The 18,969-nt window shown below is 58.1% G+C and carries 9 protein-coding genes; 6 read left to right on the top strand and 3 right to left on the bottom strand.

The window, feature by feature from the left end:
• Positions 1–202 precede the first annotated feature (202 nt).
• The 6 genes from HS103_19495 to HS103_19470 all read left to right on the top strand — a co-directional run bounded on the left by HS103_19495 (position 203) and on the right by HS103_19470 (position 13,876).
• Positions 203–1,144 carry an ABC transporter ATP-binding protein gene (locus tag HS103_19495; GenBank protein ID MBE7514978.1) on the top strand — a complete coding sequence of 314 codons (942 nt, stop codon included), beginning with the start codon at positions 203–205 and terminating at the stop codon, positions 1,142–1,144.
• Positions 1,145–1,146: 2 nt separating this feature from the next.
• The gene (locus tag HS103_19490; protein MBE7514977.1) at positions 1,147–2,649 is read left to right on the top strand and encodes a stage II sporulation protein M; all 1,503 of its coding nucleotides are present in this window, start codon (positions 1,147–1,149) and stop codon (positions 2,647–2,649) included.
• Between the two features lie 228 nt (positions 2,650–2,877).
• A complete protein-coding gene (locus HS103_19485; protein ID MBE7514976.1) occupies positions 2,878–3,516 on the top strand; it encodes a response regulator transcription factor in 639 nt (212 codons plus the stop codon).
• A 182-nt stretch (positions 3,517–3,698) separates the two neighbouring features.
• Positions 3,699–11,363, top strand: coding sequence for a hypothetical protein (locus HS103_19480; protein ID MBE7514975.1), 7,665 nt, complete (start codon positions 3,699–3,701; stop codon positions 11,361–11,363).
• Between the two features lie 30 nt (positions 11,364–11,393).
• Positions 11,394–13,115: a DNA polymerase/3'-5' exonuclease PolX gene (gene polX / locus HS103_19475; protein MBE7514974.1), complete on the top strand. Its 1,722-nt coding sequence runs from the start codon at positions 11,394–11,396 to the stop codon at positions 13,113–13,115.
• Positions 13,112–13,876 (top strand): hypothetical protein, encoded by a 765-nt coding sequence (locus HS103_19470; protein ID MBE7514973.1) that lies wholly within the window; start codon positions 13,112–13,114, stop codon positions 13,874–13,876. The genes polX and HS103_19470 overlap by 4 nt, the downstream gene beginning before the upstream one ends.
• A 79-nt stretch (positions 13,877–13,955) precedes the next feature.
• Here HS103_19470 and HS103_19465 read toward each other — a convergent pair whose 3' ends face one another.
• The 3 genes from HS103_19465 to HS103_19455 all read right to left on the bottom strand — a co-directional run bounded on the left by HS103_19465 (position 13,956) and on the right by HS103_19455 (position 18,892).
• Positions 13,956–16,871, bottom strand: coding sequence for an insulinase family protein (locus HS103_19465; protein MBE7514972.1), 2,916 nt, complete (start codon positions 16,869–16,871; stop codon positions 13,956–13,958).
• Between the two features lie 451 nt (positions 16,872–17,322).
• Positions 17,323–17,643 (bottom strand): hypothetical protein, encoded by a 321-nt coding sequence (locus tag HS103_19460; GenBank protein MBE7514971.1) that lies wholly within the window; start codon positions 17,641–17,643, stop codon positions 17,323–17,325.
• A gap of 325 nt (positions 17,644–17,968) precedes the next feature.
• Positions 17,969–18,892: an SDR family NAD(P)-dependent oxidoreductase gene (locus tag HS103_19455; GenBank protein MBE7514970.1), complete on the bottom strand. Its 924-nt coding sequence runs from the start codon at positions 18,890–18,892 to the stop codon at positions 17,969–17,971.
• Positions 18,893–18,969: the final 77 nt, after the last annotated feature.

Raw genomic sequence — 18,969 nt, 5'->3', positions numbered from 1 at the left:
AGTCCCTGTCTCTGTTGTGGGGTGGGGGCAAGCCCCGAAGGGGTAGCTGCTTTCAGCGCGGCGTTTTAGCGGCGAGATCACGCCCCCAAAGCATGACAAAAGTCCACATTTTGCCTCTGGTGAGATCACTTTGCCGGAAACTCCACTAAAATAGATTTTGAGGAAACCCCTAAAAGCAACGGCATAACACAAGGCACATACCATGATCGAAGCGCAGCGTCTGACGAAAGACTTTGATGACTTTCGGGCGGTGGACAGCATTGATTTTACGATTGCCGAGGGGCAATTGTTCGCGTTTTTGGGTCCAAACGGGGCGGGAAAAACAACGACGATCCGCATGTTGACCTCTATCCTGAAGCCAACCAGCGGGTGGGCAAAGGTAGCGGGCTATGATGTCGTAAGCCAAGCCCCTTATGTCCGCGCTAATGTGGGCGTGTTGACCGAACAACATGGCTTGTATGAGCGGATGCGGGCGCTGGAATACCTCGATTTCTTCGGGAAAATCTACCGCCTCTCAGCAGAGGAACGCCGCCGCCGATCCTTGAACCTGATGGAGCGTTTCGGCTTGACCGATGCGCTAGGCAAGCGCATTGGCGAATATTCTAAAGGGATGAAGCAAAAACTTGCCCTTGTGCGGGCGCTGCTCCACAACCCGCCTATCTTGCTTTTTGACGAACCGACCTCAGCAATGGATCCGCAAAGTGCGAAACTCGTCCGCGACGCAATAGCAGAACTGAAAAGCGACAAGAGAACGATCATCCTGACCACCCATAATCTGGCAGAGGCGCAGCTTTTGGCAGATCGCGTTGGGGTCATCCGTCACGGGCGGCTGATTGCCAATGGGTCGTTTGCTGATCTTTCCCGTCGGTTTGTGGGCGACCCGATCATGGAGGTGCGTTTTTCGGCGGCGGTGAACGGGGCAACGGAAAGCATCGGCACATTAGCAGAGATCACCGAGACGGGCGAGGATTGGCTGCGCTACCGAACGACGACGCCAGAAACAACCAATCCAGCAATCTTGAAGCGGCTTGTCACCGAGGGGAATGCTGTGGTGACGCTGAGCGAAGTGCCACATAGTTTGGAAATGGTCTATTTGCAAATTGTTGCCGAGGACGAAGGAATCACCGAGAAAGCGCAGTCCTAACCATGACCACACAACCCTTGACGCCCCCAATAACCCCCAACGCAGCTACCCTGATGGGCGAAAGCCACCCATGGCGGGAGACGCTCCACAATGCTCTAATCGTCACCCGCCGCGAAATGCGCGACAGCCTGCGTGATTGGCGAATCATGTTCCCCATCTTTGTCCTGACGCTTGTCTTTCCGAGCCTTGCGCAAGGGATGACGCGCATCTTCACAAATTTCTTTGTCCAATATGGGGCAACGCCGCTGATCGATAATTTCCTCCCCCTGCTGCCGATGATCGTCGGATTTTTTCCCGTTTCGATCTCGCTGGTTATTGCGCTGGAAACGTTTGTGGGCGAAAAAGAGCGCCGCAGCCTTGAGCCGCTGCTCAGCACACCGCTGACGAACCTTGAACTTTATTTGGGAAAGACCTTCGCGGCGATGATTCCACCCCTTGCTGCCAGCTATGTAGGGATGGGCATCTACATGATCTCCCTGATCGCCGGCGAACAACAGTGGCGACCCGAACTGATCCTTGTGATCCAGATTTTGCTTCTGACAACGGCGCAAGCGCTGGTGATGGTCACCGGGGCGGTGGTTGTCAGCAGCCAAACGACGAGTACTCGCGCCTCCAACCTGTTGGCAAGTTTCATCATCATTCCGACCTCATTGCTGGTGCTTCTGGAAAGTTTCATCATGATCACGAACCAGCGGCATATTTTGTGGTACATGTTGGGGGCATTGGTGGTGGCGGATGTGCTGCTTTTTAGCATGGGCGCACGCATCTTCAACCGCGAGGATTTGCTTGGACGGGCAATTGACCAGATCAACCTCCGTTGGGCATGGCGGATATTTACCCGCCGCTTGCGCGATGGACAGGAGGTGAAGGGGCTTCTGTCGTGGTATCGTTACAGCATCTTCCCCACCCTACGCTTGTTACGGGGCGCAGCGCTGATTGTGGGAATCGCCATTGTGGGTGCATTCATGACGGGCTTTGTGATCACCACAGTCCGCCCCGACTTGAACCTTCCGGCGGAGTTGTTTACCAGCAAAGACGACATGCTAACCAACCTACGTGGGGTCTTTGATTATGGGAACACCACCCTAAGCCTCAGCTTTATTGTCGGGCAGAATCTTCGTGTGCTGCTCGTCTCGCTCATCCTCGGTGTGTTTAGTTTCGGGGTGATGAGCATCTTTTTCGCCGCCTTGCCCTTTGGGCTGCTTGGGTACATCTTTGGGCAGCCCATTTTGGCAATGCTTGGAGCGGGGACGTTCCTTGTGGCGCTCATCCCGCACAGTCTGTTTGAAATTCCAGCAATCCTAATCGCCTCGGCAGCGGCTGTTCGGTTGGGCGCGGTGGTAACCCGTCCCCCACAAGGGAAAGGAGTTTGGGAGGCGTGGCTAGAGGCACTGGCGGATTGGGTTAAACTGTTCGTTGGGTTGGTGCTGCCCCTTCTTTTTGTGGCAGCACTGGTGGAAATTTATCTGACCCCGCGTTTTGTTTTGACTCTGTTGAGCGGGTAGGGCAATTTCCCAATATGAGAGAGCAGCTTAAGTACTCACCGAAGGCAGGCCGTGTGATTCTCCCTGAGATTAGCCGCATAAAAGGGTGGGAACGGGCAGCGCCCCTGCCCAAGAGAATCCCCCTCTCCCATGTAGCGGGCTGAGGGGGCTAGGGGATGAGGGTCTGTGCGTAAGGTGCGTTACGTATATAATAGAGATCGCTCACAAGGTTGAAGGGTTCAACATCATATGGACACCTCCCACCCAATCCGAGTGGTCTTGGTTGATGATCACCTCACCACACATGAACTCGTCACATTGGCACTGCATGGCGCGTCTGACATCCACCTTATTGGGCATGGAGCAAACGGCGAAGAAGCGATCATGCTCTGTGAGCAGTATATGCCCGACATCGTTTTGATGGATGTCATGATGCCGATCATGAACGGTGTGGAAGCAACCCAGACGATTATGGCACGCTTTCCCACCGTAAAAATCCTCGTTCTCTCCAGCTTTCAGGACGACGAAAGCGTTCACGGGATGCTGCAACATGGGGCAGTGGGCTACATCTTGAAAGGGGCGCTCCACAGCGATCTGGCGGCGACGATCCGCGCCGCACACAATGGGAGCATCATTTTCTCAAAGTCCATTGCGGATCGGCTGCTTTTCAACACCGATGGCGAACGCGGCGACGATTTCGGCTTGACGGAACGCGAACGGGAAGTGCTGCGCGATATGTCAGCGGGGTTTAGCCTGAAGGAAATTGCAGATCGGCTAGTGATCAGCCCCTCAACGGTAAAATTTCACCTGACAAATATCCTCGGCAAGATGGGCGTCCAGACCCGCGCCGAGGCAATTGTCCTCGCTGCCAAACACAACCTCGTCTAGGATTCCATCCCCCACCGCACCCTTGTAGGGACGTGCTACAGCGCGTCCGCGTCCCCCTTTCCCCCTAGAGATGTTGACCCAACACCTATGGCTAACGCTCCCTACCATTTCAGAAAAATCCTTTCACCTGTCTAAATCATGTTATGATACGCCTCGGTACACCCGACAAAAGGGATGATTTCATGAGGCAGCGCAGTAAGGTTTGGATCGCGTTGGTGATGGTTGCTCTTAGCATGGGGACAGCTCTTATGTGGCGGCTGACTCGCGCTCAGGGGGGCGACCTAACGCTAGGGCAGCCCACCAGCGGAGAAATCGGGAAGGGCGAACGGGCAACCTTTAGCCTGATTGCCCTTGCCAATGATGTGATTACCCTGCGAGCCACCCGAACGGGCGGTGATCTGCGTCCGGCCCTGCGCGTCTATGACACAGGCGATCATTTCTTGGTCGGGGCGGAATCACCTGAAGGGGCATCCGAGGCGCTGATCACCTTTCGGATTCCTTTTGGCGGGGCATATCGCGTCGAATTGAAGGGGTTAGAGCAGACCAGCGGGGGGTATACCCTCCACGCTGAACTTGTCAGCCGCGATTCGCAGACACCAACCCCCGAACCAACACTCCCCACCACAACCGATGCCGGACGGCTTAGCTATGGCGTTCCCGCACAAGGTGAACTCACTGCGGAGGTCGCCCGCCAGCTATGGCGCTTCAATGGCACAGCGGGGTTTGTAGTCGATATTCGGATGACCGCCGAGAGCGGCGATCTCGACCCCTTTTTGCAGATACTCTCGCCGCTTGGCGAGAATGTGGCAAACAACGATTCAACTGGAGAGGGGACGAACGCGGCGATTGTTGGCTATCGTTTGCCAATCAGCGGTGAATATGTCGTCATTGCCCGCCGCCCCACAACAGCCATTACCAGCGGGCGCTATAGCCTAACGCTCACATCCCGCGAGACTGGTGATTCACGTGGAAGTACCCTTTTACTCAACACCCCGCTGCGGGGGCGCTTCACGGTTGATTACCCCGTCAGCGCCTATCGCCTTGATTTCGGCGGCAATTTAGGGTTCACCCTAGACCTACACGGGGCAAACCGTCTCGCCCGTATCCGTCTTCTCACCCCGCTGGGGGCAGTCATTGCTGAAACGACAGGTCTTAGCCCACTGGCGCTGCCCGCCGTTCTGCCGGGGAACGGTCCGTATGTTGTTGAAGTGGGGACGCTCACCTTTGAGGAATCGCCAACAGCGGAATATACCCTCACCGTCTCCCGCCTGAGCATCAGCGCTGGCACAGCACGTCCGCTGCGTTTGGATACGCCCCGTCGGGCAACGGCGACAAGCTCAGATTATTGGTTTGTTTCGGGACGCCCCGACGACTTGATTATCTTTCGGGTGATTCCCGATGCCCCCTCGACAACGGCGCAAGTGCGCATTGCGGATCGCGCCGGAAACAGCTTATTTCAGGGCAATTTGGGGGCGGGGCTGCGCCAACCCCTCGCCATTCCCGCCGATGGACTCTATGAGATTGAGGTGCGCCCTGCCGTTGGGGAGAGCCTTCCCTACACGATTAGCGCTGAACAAATCGGGATGGAAGGGGTCGCCTTTGGGCAGTTCACCCAACAGCCTGACCTTAGCCCGCTGCCTGCGGTGGATCAGCCCATTGAGGGAAAGCTCTTTCCGGCAGGGAGCGTCGCTTATTGGCTAGACCTTGACGCGCCGCGCCTGCTGACCCTGCGGGCGAGTCCGCTTGCCTCGACGGACGGCATTGGCATTGCAGTGGCGCGTCCTGATGGGACGATCCTCGCCACCGCCTTCAACCGAGGCGACCTCCCTGCCGTGATCGAACGCTTGACACTGGCAGAAACAGGACGCCACCGGATCATCGTCTTTGATGTGCGGGGGACGCTCAGCGGGAGGGATCGTCCAACGCCCGCCTCGGTGGGCTATCGCCTACGGGTGGAAGATGCCAACGGCGGCGCATTGGAGGCGGGCAAGACCGTGAAAGGGGTTGCCACCCGTGCCAATGGCTTGGCAGTCTGGACGTTGGATGTTCCTGCCGGTGGGCTGATCAACACGCGGCTGACGAACCTGACCCCGCTGGCATGGACGCCGCACCTGTATATTGCCGACCCCGCCGGGCGCATCATTGCCGAGGTGACAGGCGCAGCGGGCGAATCCGTCATTGAACGGTTGGGCGTGCGTGCCGCTGTTGCCGGGCAGTATCGCGTCCTTGTGGCGGGGGTAGTGGGGCGTTCGTATGCCTCGTACCGCCTGATCAGTGATGTCCTGATTCCCTTCACCCAAGAGGACGCCGAAACCATTCGTATCGGCGTTGTTCAGCCAATTATCGGGCGCTATGCCCTTAGTGAGTCGGCAACTGCGGCGCCGGTGCGCGTCAATATTGCCGATCTGATCAACCCGCTGGTGAGTCCGGCGGCGCTCCCCAACGCGGGCGTGTTAGGGCTGGATACCTCGGCACGGGGTGAAATTCCGGTGGGGACGTTGGGGCAAGCGTGGCAGTTTAGTGTGATCACTGGAACGGTGATTCAACTGCGGGCGATGGCACTCAGCCGGGACGCTGCGCCAACTATAACCCTCTGGGATCGCACCAACGCGATCATTGGTGAGCAGTTTCGCGTCGATGACAACACGGCAACGCTCACTTATCGCGTGATCGCCGGAGGAACATTCACAGCAGTCGTCGGCATGGGGGTCGGCGGCGGGCGCTATTTGCTGACGCTGTCGGTGGTCAATGTGACGATCAGTGACCTGAGTATTGCCGATGGGCGTCCCTTGCTCTATGGACAGTCTGTTCATGGCGAATTGGTCAGCGGGGGGGAAGCGGATGCCTACTATTTCCTCGGTACGCGCGACGACCTGATCACCTTTGCCCTTAGCAGCGACCCCCAAACACCTGCCCCCCGTGCGGTGTTGGCTGCTCCCGATGGGGCGATCCTTGCCAGTGGGAGTGCTTTGGGCAGTGCATCCCTGCCGGCGAATGGGATATATACGCTGCGGGTGAACGCCCCAGAGGAGGAAGGGAGCGGACGGTATACGCTGACGCTTGGTTTGGTGAACGCCCCTCGGCTGCGGGCGAGAGGTGGTGGGTTGATTACGGCGGGGACAACCGTCTCTGGGCTGCTTAACCGCGAAGATGGCGAGGATACCTGGCTGTTTCGCGGATATCGGGGGGAGCGTGTCACCTTTGTGGCGGCGGCAAGTGGGGCGCTTGCCCCGCTGACTGTTCGCCTGTTGGATACGAATGGGGAAACTTTTTCCATCCAAGAGAGCGCTCTGGCTGGGTCGGTGGTGCGGCTGCAAAACCTGACTCTGCCTTCGGACGGCGTGTATCGCGTCCAGGTGACAGGGGGGGTAACGGGCGCTGGCGTTTACACCTTAGCCCAACAACCGGAATCAGGGGAGCGCACGAGTGGGGCGCTTCGTTATGGAGAGACGGTCACCGGCATTTTCACGGCAGGGCATCCCTTTGAGTCATGGACATTTGCCGGAACGGTGGGCGATGTTCTCTCTATTGCCTTGCGCTATGCACGTGGGACACCCTTCTTAGGCAGTTTCCAAGTCCGCGCCGAAAACGGTCTGGCGCTGGCAACCGTCGGTGATCTGGGCGATGGACGCGGCGCACGAGCCGATATTCAACTCCCCTTTAGCGGCAGCTACACGATCATTGTTGGCAACCCCGATCCCGCCTTTGTTGGGGCGGGGGTTTACGCGCTGAGCATCAATCTTCAAGAGAGCCGAGCGCGGTCTATGGGGGCAATTGTCCGCTATGGGGAAACGGCGGCGGGCGATCTTTACCCGGACGACGCCGAAGACACATGGTTATTCAATGCCCGTGCGGGGGATCGCGTGCGGGTGGAGGTGCGAGCGGGCGATTCCTTCCTGAAGCCGACCCTCGCCGTGCGCACCCCCGGCGGCGACACGCTGATGAGTGTTGAACCGGATGGCGATGTGGCACGGATCGGGTTCACACCAGAGACAATCTTGGCGATTCCGGCAGATGGGGTCTATGTAATGACCATTGGGGCAGCAGGCGGCAGCAGCGGCTCGTACAAAGTGAGGCTTGATTACACCCCGCCGCCCATTGCCGAGATTGATACGCTGACCTATGGGGCGTCTCGTCCGGGCTTGATTGCTGATGACCGCCCCGAAGAATTTTATACCTTCAGCGGGGGGGATGGGGATCGGATCACGGTTACCCTCAACCGTGAGCCGGGAGCTTCGCTATCAGGCGTGATCCGCTTAGAAACGGAGACAGGGGCGATCCTCGCCACCGCCGACTCGCTTGGTACAGATCGTGCCACTCTGACCGATTACCGCCTTCCCCGTGCGGGAACATACCGCTTGGTGGCAACGCGCTATCTGGGCATAAGCGGGGCAACCTTTGGACGTTATACAATACACCTAGAGGGGACACCTAACCCCGGTACCGTGCGCGGGACGGTGCGCCCGGGCTCACGGGGGATTGGGCGCTTGGACGATGCCGCCCCCTCGGATCGTCTTCGCTTTAGCGGGGTGGCGGGCGAGGTGGTAGCACTGAACGCCCGTGCCACCAGCGGCGATCTGGATATTGTCATGCGCGTTGAGGATGGCGGCGGGAATATCCTTGCCCAAGCCGATGATTCAGAAGGGCTGAACGCCCGTATCAATGGCGTCTTACTGCCTAATACGGGCGATTATACGATTATCCTTACGCGGACAGGGCGCAGCGCCGGAAATTACGAAGTCGCCCTTCAAAGTTTATACCGCGACAGCGGGGAAATTAGCGCCGCCGAAGGGTTAAGTTACGGCAGGCGGGCAGTGGGGACGCTGGATCGCGCCTCAGACAGCGCCCGCTATACCTTCAACGGCGCGGCGGGCGATGTGGTCACGATGACCTTGCTCCATCAAACGGACGATGCCCCGCCAGAGCTTGTCCTTCGTGACCCCGCCGGAACGACCCTTCAAGTTGGGAGTTTGGAGATTGGACGGACGACCATCCGTGACTTTCAGTTGGCGGCGACGGGGCGCTATGTGATCACCATCCGCCGTCCGGCGAATGCGGCGGCAGCCTTCAGCCCCTATGCGATGACCTTGAATCTTTCCTCGGCGGCGGGCGATCCGGCGGCAACGGGCGGTATCCTTACCCGCAACAAGCCCGCTGTTGGCATTTTTAGCCCGGCAGAGAGCGCCCACTATTGGCTTTTCCGGGGGGCAGCCGGAGAACGCATTGCCGTTCACCTGCTCAGCCTGAGCAGCGATCTCCGTCCGGCGGCAATCTTGCTCAGTCCGGCGGGGAATGCTATTCGCATTGCCGAACCACGTGAGGGGGCGTTCCAGATTGCCCCCTTCACACTCCCCACCGATGGGCTGTACACGATTCTCATTGTGCCGGGCGGGGCAGGGGATGCCGGTCAATATCGCCTGACCCTTGCCGATGGGACACTTCCTGCCGAACCACCCTCAATCACGCCGGGTGTTCCCACTACAGGGATCATCGACACGCTGACGCGGGCGATGACCTGGACGTTTGAGGGGCGGGCGGGGCAGTTCGTCACTATCCGTGCGGTGACGACGGCTGGATCGTTGATTCCGGCGCTCATCCTGAGCGGGTCTGATGGGCTTGCCCTTGCCGAAGGCTCTTTGGAAGGGGTAAGCAGTGCGATCACGCGCCTGCCGCTGCCTGCCAATGGCACATACACGCTGACTCTTCGCGCCCGCGATAATGATCCTACCCTGACTGGGACATTTCGCCTCTTGCTCAGCTTGGACTCCAGCGGGGGGATGCTCAGCGCGGCGGCGACCATCGCCTTACCCATTACCTTTGGCGGCACAACGCGGGTCAACCTTCAGCAAGACACCGCCACCTATTTTGCCTTTGACAGCGCCGAAGGGGAGACGATTCTTCTGGCGGCGGCGGGCGCTCAAGCTGATGGGGCGCCGCACCTTGAGGTACAAGACAGCACCGGCATGATCCTCGCCCGCGCCGAACCAACTGCAGGAGTCCGAGATACAATCCTGTCGGGGGTGGTTATTCCCACCACTGGGCGCTATATCGTCGCTCTGAGCGCCCCCCTGACAGGCAGTTACACACTCACCCTCCAGCGTCGGGCAAGCTATCTTCCTGCCGATTTAGCAACGGCGGCGGCACGCAACCTCCCCTTGGATACCCCGCAGCAAGATTCGATCAGCAACCGGAATGCGTCTGATCTGTGGACGTTCACAGGCGTAGGGGGATCGGTCATCCAATTGAGCGCAGAGCGTGTGAGCAGCGATCTGCGTTTGGATATCGCCCTTTTCCTGAATGGGAGGGCGTTGACGACTATCACGGGGGCGGCGGACGCCACAGCCATACAGACGCTACCGGTGCGTTTGCCCGAAACCGGGACGTATGTTGTTGTTATCTCCCGTTGGTTAGGGGCGGGGGGGACAACACAGGGGGTTTATCGTCTGACGGCAGCCATGCTGAACGATGTGGTGGAGGCTGAGATTCATCTGCCCACCTATGGCGTGCCAAAGGCAGGACTCAGCGGGGATCACTTCACCTTTGATGGCGCAGCGGGGACAGTCATTGAGGCGCACATCCGCCCACTTGGGGAGGGGAAAGCCTTCCGTCCTCTGGTTACGATGAGCTTGCCCGGAGAGAGCAGCCCTTTCGCCGTGATTGAGGCAACCGAAAGCGCAGATGGCTACGCAGCACGGGTTGTTTTGCCAACCACAGGGCGCTACACAATCCTCATTACCCCGACGAATGATACAGAACGCAGCCCAGTACGTCTGATAGTGAAGCGCCTTTTGACTCCGACCAGTGGGGGGGTTGAAATGGCACAGGGCATCCGCTATGGAGAGCGCAAAAGCAGCACCGTCGCGCCGCAAACGCCTGCCCAAGCGTGGCTATTTTACGGGCGGGCGGGAGATCGGATCATTGCAGAGGCACGCCCAACGCTCGAAAGTTCGCTGGACCCCTTCCTCACGCTGATTGCACCTGACGGGACGATCCTCTATGCGGATGACAACAGCGGCGGAAACCTCGCTGGACGGATCACGGGCTACGTCCTCCCCCGTGATGGTTTTTTTGCACTGGTCGTTAGTGCATCACCGTTGATTCCTCCTGGCGATGGGGCATTTGGGGCGAATGGGGCGTTTGATCTCAGCTTAGAGCGGGGGTATGCAGGGGCGGCGTTTCAGGGCTTTGCCCCCTTTGGCAGCGCCGTGACGGGCATCCTCAGTGACGATTACCCCGTGCAAGAATGGCTGTTGGATGATCTTGCCAGCGCTCCTTCGGTAGGGGTTTCAATCACCACGAATGCGCCAACCTTCACCGCCCAAGCCTACCTTGTGGCAAAGGGAGGGGCGCTTCCGGGCGCGATCCTTGCCCGTGCCGCCCCTGATGAGCAGGGGACAATCACCCTAGAGGCGGCAACTCCCCCCGATGGACGGGTGGGCATCATCCTGATTGGGGCAAGCGGCTCCAGTGGGAATTATCGGCTGGTCGTCAGCAGCGCCATCGCCCCAAGCGGGGGCGGGATTCTGCGTGGGGATGGGCGCGGTTTTGGGACAATTAGTGACGCCGATTACAGCGACACATGGCGAGTGACCATTCCCAATGAGGACAGGGAACTTGTCATTAGTGCAGCGCGTTCGTCGGGGACATTGGTCTTAGAGATCGCCGTTTTTGCCGCTGATGGCACGCTTTTGGCAAAGGAAGCGCTCTCCCCAGAAACACTCGATCAACCGTTAATCATCCCCCCCCTGCCGATAAAGGGGGGGGTGGTTGCCATTGTTGTCTCGCGGGCGGGGGGGGCAAATGGGGATACAGTAGGGGGGTACTCCATAGAGGCGTTCGTTCGCTAAGGGGCAATCCTCCGCGTTATACTTGCCCCCATGATGACCAACCGCCAGATTGCCGACCTGTTTGAAACGATTGCCGATATGCTCCAACTGAAGGGCGAGATTATTCATCGCGTCCTTGCCTACCGCCGCGCCGCCGAATCGATCCGCGAACTTCCGCGTGATCTCAGCGCGATTGCCGCCGAGCGGAAACTCACCGAGATCGACGGCATCGGCAAGATTATTGCCGAAAAGATCAACGAAGTACTGACGACGGGCGAACTTCAGTTTTACAAGGAACTTGCCGAGGAAATTCCCCCCGGCTTGGTTGATGTTCTGCGGGTGAACGGTGTCGGTCCGAAAAAGGCAATGCTCTTTTACAAAGAGGTCGGCGTCGCCTCCATCGCCGCCCTTGAAGCCGCCGCCAAAGAGGGGAAATTGCGCACCCTTGCCGGCATGGGCGAAAAGAGCGAGGCGAAAATCCTAGAGAGAATCGCCGCCCTTGCCCGCCGGACGACCCGCGCCCGCCTTGATGTGGCGTGGGTGAGCGCAGACCGCCTGCTACGGACGCTACTTGCCCTTCCCGGTGCGCTGCGCGGCGATGTAGCGGGGAGCGTCCGGCGCGGGAAGCCAACCATTGGCGACCTCGATCTGTTGATCGCCTCTTACGATCCCGATCCGATCATGGAACATTTCGTCCATCATCCCGATGTGGTGCGTGTGTTGGGGCATGGTTCAACGAAAAGCAGCGTCGAACTCGCCTCTGGGTTGCAATGCGATCTGAGGATTGTGCCGCCCGAACGGTATGGGACTGCGCTCAGTTACTTCACGGGCAGCAAGGAACACAACACCCGTCTGCGCGAAATGGCGCGGGATCGCGGGCTAACGCTGAACGAGTGGGCGTTTGCGGCGTTGGAGGGCGGCGCGGAGACGCTCTGTGCCGAAGAATCAGAGGTCTACGCTCAGTTTGGGCTACCCTTCATCCCGCCGGAACTGCGCGAAGATCGCGGCGAGATTGACCTTGCGGCGCGGGGGGCGCTCCCAACGTTGATCACCATTGCCGATATTCGTGCCGATCTGCACATGCACACAACATGGAGCGATGGCAAACTGAGCATCCGCGATATGGCGTGGATTGCCCGTGAGCGTGGCTTGCAGTACATCGTGATCACCGATCACTCGCAGAGTCTTGGTGTAGCGAACGGCTTGACGCCCGAACGCCTTCGCGCCCAACGGGAGGAAATCCACGCCGTTGATGCCGAGTTCGCCCCAACGCTGCGCGTCTTTCAGGGGGTGGAGATGGAAATCCGCGCTGATGGATCGCTGGATTATCCTGATGAAGTCTTGGCGAAACTCGATTTTGTGATCGCCTCGCTCCATACCGGTCTGCGCCAGCCGCGAGAGCAGATCACGGCGCGGCTGCTGAACGCCATTCGCAACCCACATGTTGACCTGATCGGACACCCACGCGGGCAGATGATCCCCGAACGCGAACCCGCCGATCTGGATATGGACGCCGTGTTTCGGGCGGCGTTGGAGACAGACACCGCCCTAGAGATCAATGCCAGCCCATATCGCCTTGACCTTGACGACACCCACGCCCGCCTTGCTGCCGAGATGGGCATCAAGATCGCCATTGACACCGATTCGCACAGCGGCGATGGGTTTGAGGCGCTCCGCTACGGCGTGATCACGGCACGACGGGCGCGGCTGCGGGCGGCAGATGTGATCAACACCTGGTCAGTAAATACCTTTTTGGAGTGGTTGAACGGATGAGCAACTACCGCGACGATATGAGCGATTATGACGACGATGGGGAGGACATGCTTCCCGCGCCGCGTCGTCCAAACCCCGCCCAGACTCCGCCGCCCACCCGCATCCCGCCAACGGGAAGGGAAGGGGATCGGGCTGCCCGCCAAGCCCGCCCCCTGCCGCCGCCAGCGGAGATTCCGCCCCAACGCCGCGCTGCGCCAGCCGATTACACGAATGCCCCCCCGCGCCGTCGCCCGCCCGCCCCACCCCGACGGGTGAGCAAGCGCGAGAGCGGCTTTTATCTACCCTGGTGGTCGCTAGTCGTGATGCTGATCTTCGTTGGGGCGGCGGCGGTGGGGGCATGGATCGTTGTTGATGGAATCGGCGGGAATGCCCCGCCCGGGGGGAAACAGCCCGTCGTCGTCATCGTCACCGCCACCTTCACAGTGGGTCCGCCGCCCACACCCTCGCCAATTCCTCTGCCCGCGACGGAACTGCCGCCGCCTATTTTGCCAACGGTTATCCCCACAGCGACACTACCGCCAGGGAACTTCACCATTGGGACGACGGTGGAGGTTGTAGGGGTGGGCATTGCCGGGTTGAATATTCGCTCTGGACCCGGCACGGAATCGGTGATCCGCTTTCAAGCGCCGGAGGGGTCGCGCTGGATCATCAAAAGCGGACCCTCGAACGCCAGTGGGTCGGAGTGGTGGGAATTGCAAGACCCGACGAACAGTGAACGCGGCGGGTGGGGCGCCCGTCCCTATTTGAAGGTCGTGGAGTAGGGGGGGAGGCAGCACGGCTGAACGCCGCCCCCATCGTTGGGCGAGAGGGGGACATGCCCCCTCTACGTCGAGGTGTGTCTCAGCCGATTTTCGTCACTGCCAAACCGCCGCCGATGTAATCATTCACAGTGTCAACGGCGCTTGCCGACCCCAAGATCGCTGTGATTCCCTTCGGGTAGGCGGCATCCAGCACCTCGCCCAGACGTTGGAAGTCCTTCAGGGTTGTCCCTAAAAGCTGCTCACGCATGGTCTGGCGCATGGCGTCGGTTTCGCCCACAAGGTAGCGGGTGAAGGATGTGTAACCCTTTGCATCAGGCAGCAAGTGGGCATCCATGAGGCTTACCCCGCCGATGATGATCCGCTGGAGTTCGCGCTCTGGCAGATCGAGTGCTTTGAGGTATGCCCCCGTCCCCTGATAGGCTTTGAGCGAATTCACGGTGTTCGGATCGCGGTAGCTCATGAATGTCCAGACGCCAGTGAAGCGATCAAAGGCGCAGAACCCACCATACGCACCACCCTGCATCCGAATCCGCTCCCACAGGTAGCCGCTGTTCAGGAAGTTATTGGCGGCAATGTACGAGCCATGCACGCCGTAGCTCTCGCTGAACAGATCGCCCGCCCACCCAACATAATTCACTTGGGCGGGAAGGCTTAACCCCTCACTTCGCGGTTGGAGTGTTGGTGTCCAAGGGGCAAGGCGCGGCGCAGCACTGGGGAGTTTGGCAGCGAATGCCTCGATCTGTGGGAATGTCTTGGCATAGTTCCCTGAATCGAGAGTCACATTGATAATCATCGTGGTGCGGTTGATCAGTAGACGACGCATATCCTCCAGTTTGGCGAGGACAGATGCCCAATCCGTCTCAATCTGAGCGATCAGATCGCGCAGGTAGAAAAGCTGCCCAACGCCGCCCATTTCGTCTTCCGCCCAATCAATCGTGTTGAAGCCCGCCCGCATTCGGTCATTGATCACCCGCGCCCCGCCGGGGAGGAGGAAACTCTCCAAACCAGATTTTGCCTCTAGGGTGATCTGTTTGAAGCGTTCTTGTTGGTCAAACTTCACATTGAGCAAGAGGTCTTCATAGAGCGCCAAGAGATCGGCGATCTGCCCTGTTGTTCCCTTGCCACGTACCATCAGGTAGGCAACGCTCTCGTTGCGGTTTGTGCGCATGGGGGAAAGAAGGGTGCTTACATCAATGCCGCCCGTTTTGCGCCCGATGCGCTGTGTAAACTTCACGTAATCTTCGCGTTGCGTCCCCATTTCCAGAAGTGCCGTGCTAAAGAGGTTGAGCAAAGGCAGATAGTTCATGGGAAGGGCAAAGAGGCTGAAGCCGACATCAATGTAGGCAATGCCGTTCGTGAAAATGTCGTGGTAGACGACGGGAACGCCACCCGCCGATCCAACCGTGATCGGGATCGCTTTGTTTTGCTTGTCTATATCGCTGAGTTGGACAGTGGGCAACAGCGCCAATGATTCCGGTGCATCAGGCGTTTCTTGCGCCTCGCGCAGAGCGTGCGTCTCAGCGATCACCTCCTCGATCTGCGCTCCGCTCATCGCCGCACGAATGGCATCCAAGCGGGCGCGTTCCGCCGCCTCTAAGTTCATCTGATAGCCGCCCTCTGGGATCAGGCTCATCGTCAGACGGTGCGGGTTATCCACAAAGTAGCGCCGAATCAAGGACTCAAAATACGCTTCGCCGCGAGCAATCCGCGCTTTGATGGCATTCAGCGGCGCTTCAAAGGAGATGGGAGCGAGCGGATCGCCGCCATACGTCCAGGTGCGGAGGGTTGCCACGAAAAGCGCTAACCCACGCGGAAAGCCGCCCGTGTTCAGTTCCCGTAGGGAGAACTCCACCGTGTTCATAGAGGCTTCGATCATCTCTGGATCAATGCCGTTATCGACCAGATCGCGGAGGGTATTCAGCATGAGGGTTTCAACGGACGCGGCAGCGTCGGTGGCAGTGTTTTTCAAGCCCAGTGAGTAGTAGTATTGGTAGACATCCCGATCTAAGCCGCCGCCTGACAGCCCCTCGCCCAAGCCGGATTCAATCAACGCCTTTTGCAGCGGGGAGGCGGGCGTCCCATTCAGGATGTGATTTAAAATCCCCAATGCCAGCGATTCTTCGGCATTTTCGCCATCGGTGAGCAGCCAATTGAGGGTGACATAGGCTTTGGCATCCTCACCGCCTTCATAGGTGAAGGTTTGGCGGCGGGGAGCGTTCCAGCGGGGTTGTACATCGGGCTTTTTCTCAATTGAAATCGCCTCAAAGTCTTTCAGATAGCCCTCGAGCAGTTCAAAACGCTTTGCCGGATCATCATCGCCATAGAAGTAAAACATGGCGTTGGAGGGGTGATAGTAGATTTCGTGGTAGCGTTTGAAGGCAGCATAGGTGAGATCGGGAATAGCACGGGGGTCGCCGCCGGAATCGACGCTGTAATGGCGGGTGTCGCTGAATAGGGCATTCAGCGAATATTGCTGGACAAGACTGTCGGGGTCGGAATAATTCCCTTTCATCTCGTTAAAGACAATACCCTTGTAGATCATCTCCGCATTGGGATCATCGAGATCGTAATGCCAGCCTTCTTGAGCCAGCGTTTCCGGGCTGATGCGCGGGTAGAACACTGCGTCAAGATAAACATCGATTAGATTATAGAAGTCTTGAACGTTTTGGCTTGCCAGCGGGTAAACGGTGCGATCCGGGTAGGTGAAAGCATTGAGGAAGGTCGCCAGCGATCCCTTGTTCAGTTCGATAAATGGCTCTTTAAGGGGGTACTTGCGCGACCCGCACAAGACGGAATGTTCGATGATATGGGTGATTCCGGTGGAATCTTCGACGGGTGTGTAAAAGGCGACACCAAAGACTTTGTTCTCGTCGTCTTTTTCCATCGAAAGCACCTGCGCCCCGGTCTTGCGGTGGCGGTACAGTTTGGCAGTTGTGTTCAGTTCAGGGATCACCTGCTCCCGAAGGAATTCAAAGGCAGTGTTTGTAACGTCCATAGCCAAGTATTTCCCTTTCAGAATTTTTATGTAGTTTATGCGCTAGGGTGGATTATAACATTTTTAATTTGGAATTCACGGATCGGCAGCCCGTAAAATAAGCGAACAGACTGTGAAAATGAATGGAAAAATGGGGTCAAACGATCTTCCCAAAGGTCGTTTCAGGCAAAGGTGAGGGGTGCTTAAGGGCATTGAGACGGCTGGCCGGCTTTGCTGCTCAAGCTGCCGCCGAGAATGGTTTGCAAAAAAAGGGGAGGGGACTTGAGGAACCAGAAACTGCTCTTTGGCTGCGCCGTTGGCGTTGTTCATTGATGAATTTTAGCTTATTTTGCCAACGGCGCAGATTCTAGTGTGTCAAGTAACGACTCGGCTTGAATGTAAAAGGCGATTTTGAGCGGTTACAAAAACAGCAGCGGTTAAGCCGTGCCACCCAAAGACAGCCGCTTAAGGCTTAATAGGTGCACTGCCAACCTTGCGAAGTCCAGACTGCTTGAGATGATTGACCATACGTCCATTTGCAGGCAGATGGAACATCAATGGAGAAAATATACCAGCCGCCGATGCGGTGGACGCATTGCGGATTATAAGCGTTGCCATTGTAGATAATATCGCCGGATTTGGTTACCCCTGGACAATACGGATAAAAGTTCGCGAAGTGTGGGCTGGCAGCTTTTGAGATGCCGGGGGTTGAGGCAAACGCGAGCAGCCCGATTAAAACAGCCAGCGCAAACATGCGGATGGCCAAACGCAGTGGACGAACAATTGCTAACATCGGTCTTCTTCCTTCTTTGATTGAGATAGTTAGTAAAGGTTACTTACTAACATCAAGGAGGGTACTCCACCGTTTAGGTTCCTGAAATAGGTACTTTGTACTGTTTAGTAAACTGCCCAATTCCGCAGTAGTCCGGACTTAATCTGAGGCGCAGCATAGAGTCAAGGGTGGACTTCCCCCAGTGTGGCGGACTCCCCGCAATCTTTTATCCCGATCAGGGGTGGCACTCATCGCGCAGCGGGCATTGAGACGGCTGGCTGGCTTTGCTGCTCAAGCCGCCGCCGAGGATGGTTTTCAGGAACGGGAGGCTTGATAACCACCCAGTTCAGTTTTCACGCAGGGGGCTTTTTGAATCCGTCATTTCGTAGGTGGTGACATCAATCATCGTCCGCCCCAGAATATCTGCCAAACGCGGGAAATGCCGTTGAAGGAACAAGCCTCCTCGCAGAAGCAGCCCCCCAAAGAGGAGTTCCTTGCGGTTTTTCAACAGCGCATCAAGTGTCTTTTCAGCGATGGTCTCAGGGGTATCAACCGCCATGTCCATGCTTTTCACCCACGCCATGACAGAAGGAGTGACCATCGCCGTTGTGGTGTAGCTGGGCATGACATTGAGGACGTGGACGCCTGTCCCATCCAATTGGCGGCGAAGCGTATCGCCAAAACTGATCAAGCCGCGTTTGACGGGGGCATAGACGATGTAAAAGGGAAAATCGGTATGCCCGGCAACCGAGGCGAGATTGACAATCCAGCCCGATCCCCGCGCCAACATGGAGGGGAGGGCAAGCGCGGTGAGCGCCATTGCCGAGGCAAGGTTTGTATCGACAAGGGCGCGAATATCTTGAGGTGATTCGCGGTGCAGCATTCCGTGCTGTGTCACGCCGGCATTGTTGATCAGGATATCAATCTGCCCAAAGGCATCCAGCGTGGTCTGGACAAGCCTGCCAAGAGCGTCATCATCACGGACATCCGTCGGGACAACCAAAACATCTGCGGCATAGGGGGCGATCTCCGTGCGGACTTCCTCCAACGCATCGGCACGGCGGGCGGCAAGGACAATCCGACAGCCTTGTTTGGCAAAGGTATGGGCATAGGCACGCCCAATGCCCCCCGATGCCCCAGTGATCACAACGACGGCATGTTCTAGTACCAGCGGCGAATGTTCGGGTTGAAGGTAGCGCCACAGCCACGCCCCCGCCGCCCCTACTCCACCGCCGAGAATGCCCATTTTTACCCACCGCATGAGATTCACAGGCTACACCTTTTCATCATGTCCCACACAGTCCTAAACAGAAAAGGGTAACGTGTTTTGCCGCCTTTCCCCACCAC

This window comes from Anaerolineales bacterium, assembly GCA_015075625.1.
GTDB lineage: Bacteria > Chloroflexota > Anaerolineae > Aggregatilineales > UBA2796 > UBA2796.
Note: the sequence above shows the minus strand (reverse complement) of the source record. Positions and strands in the feature narration are given on the sequence as shown.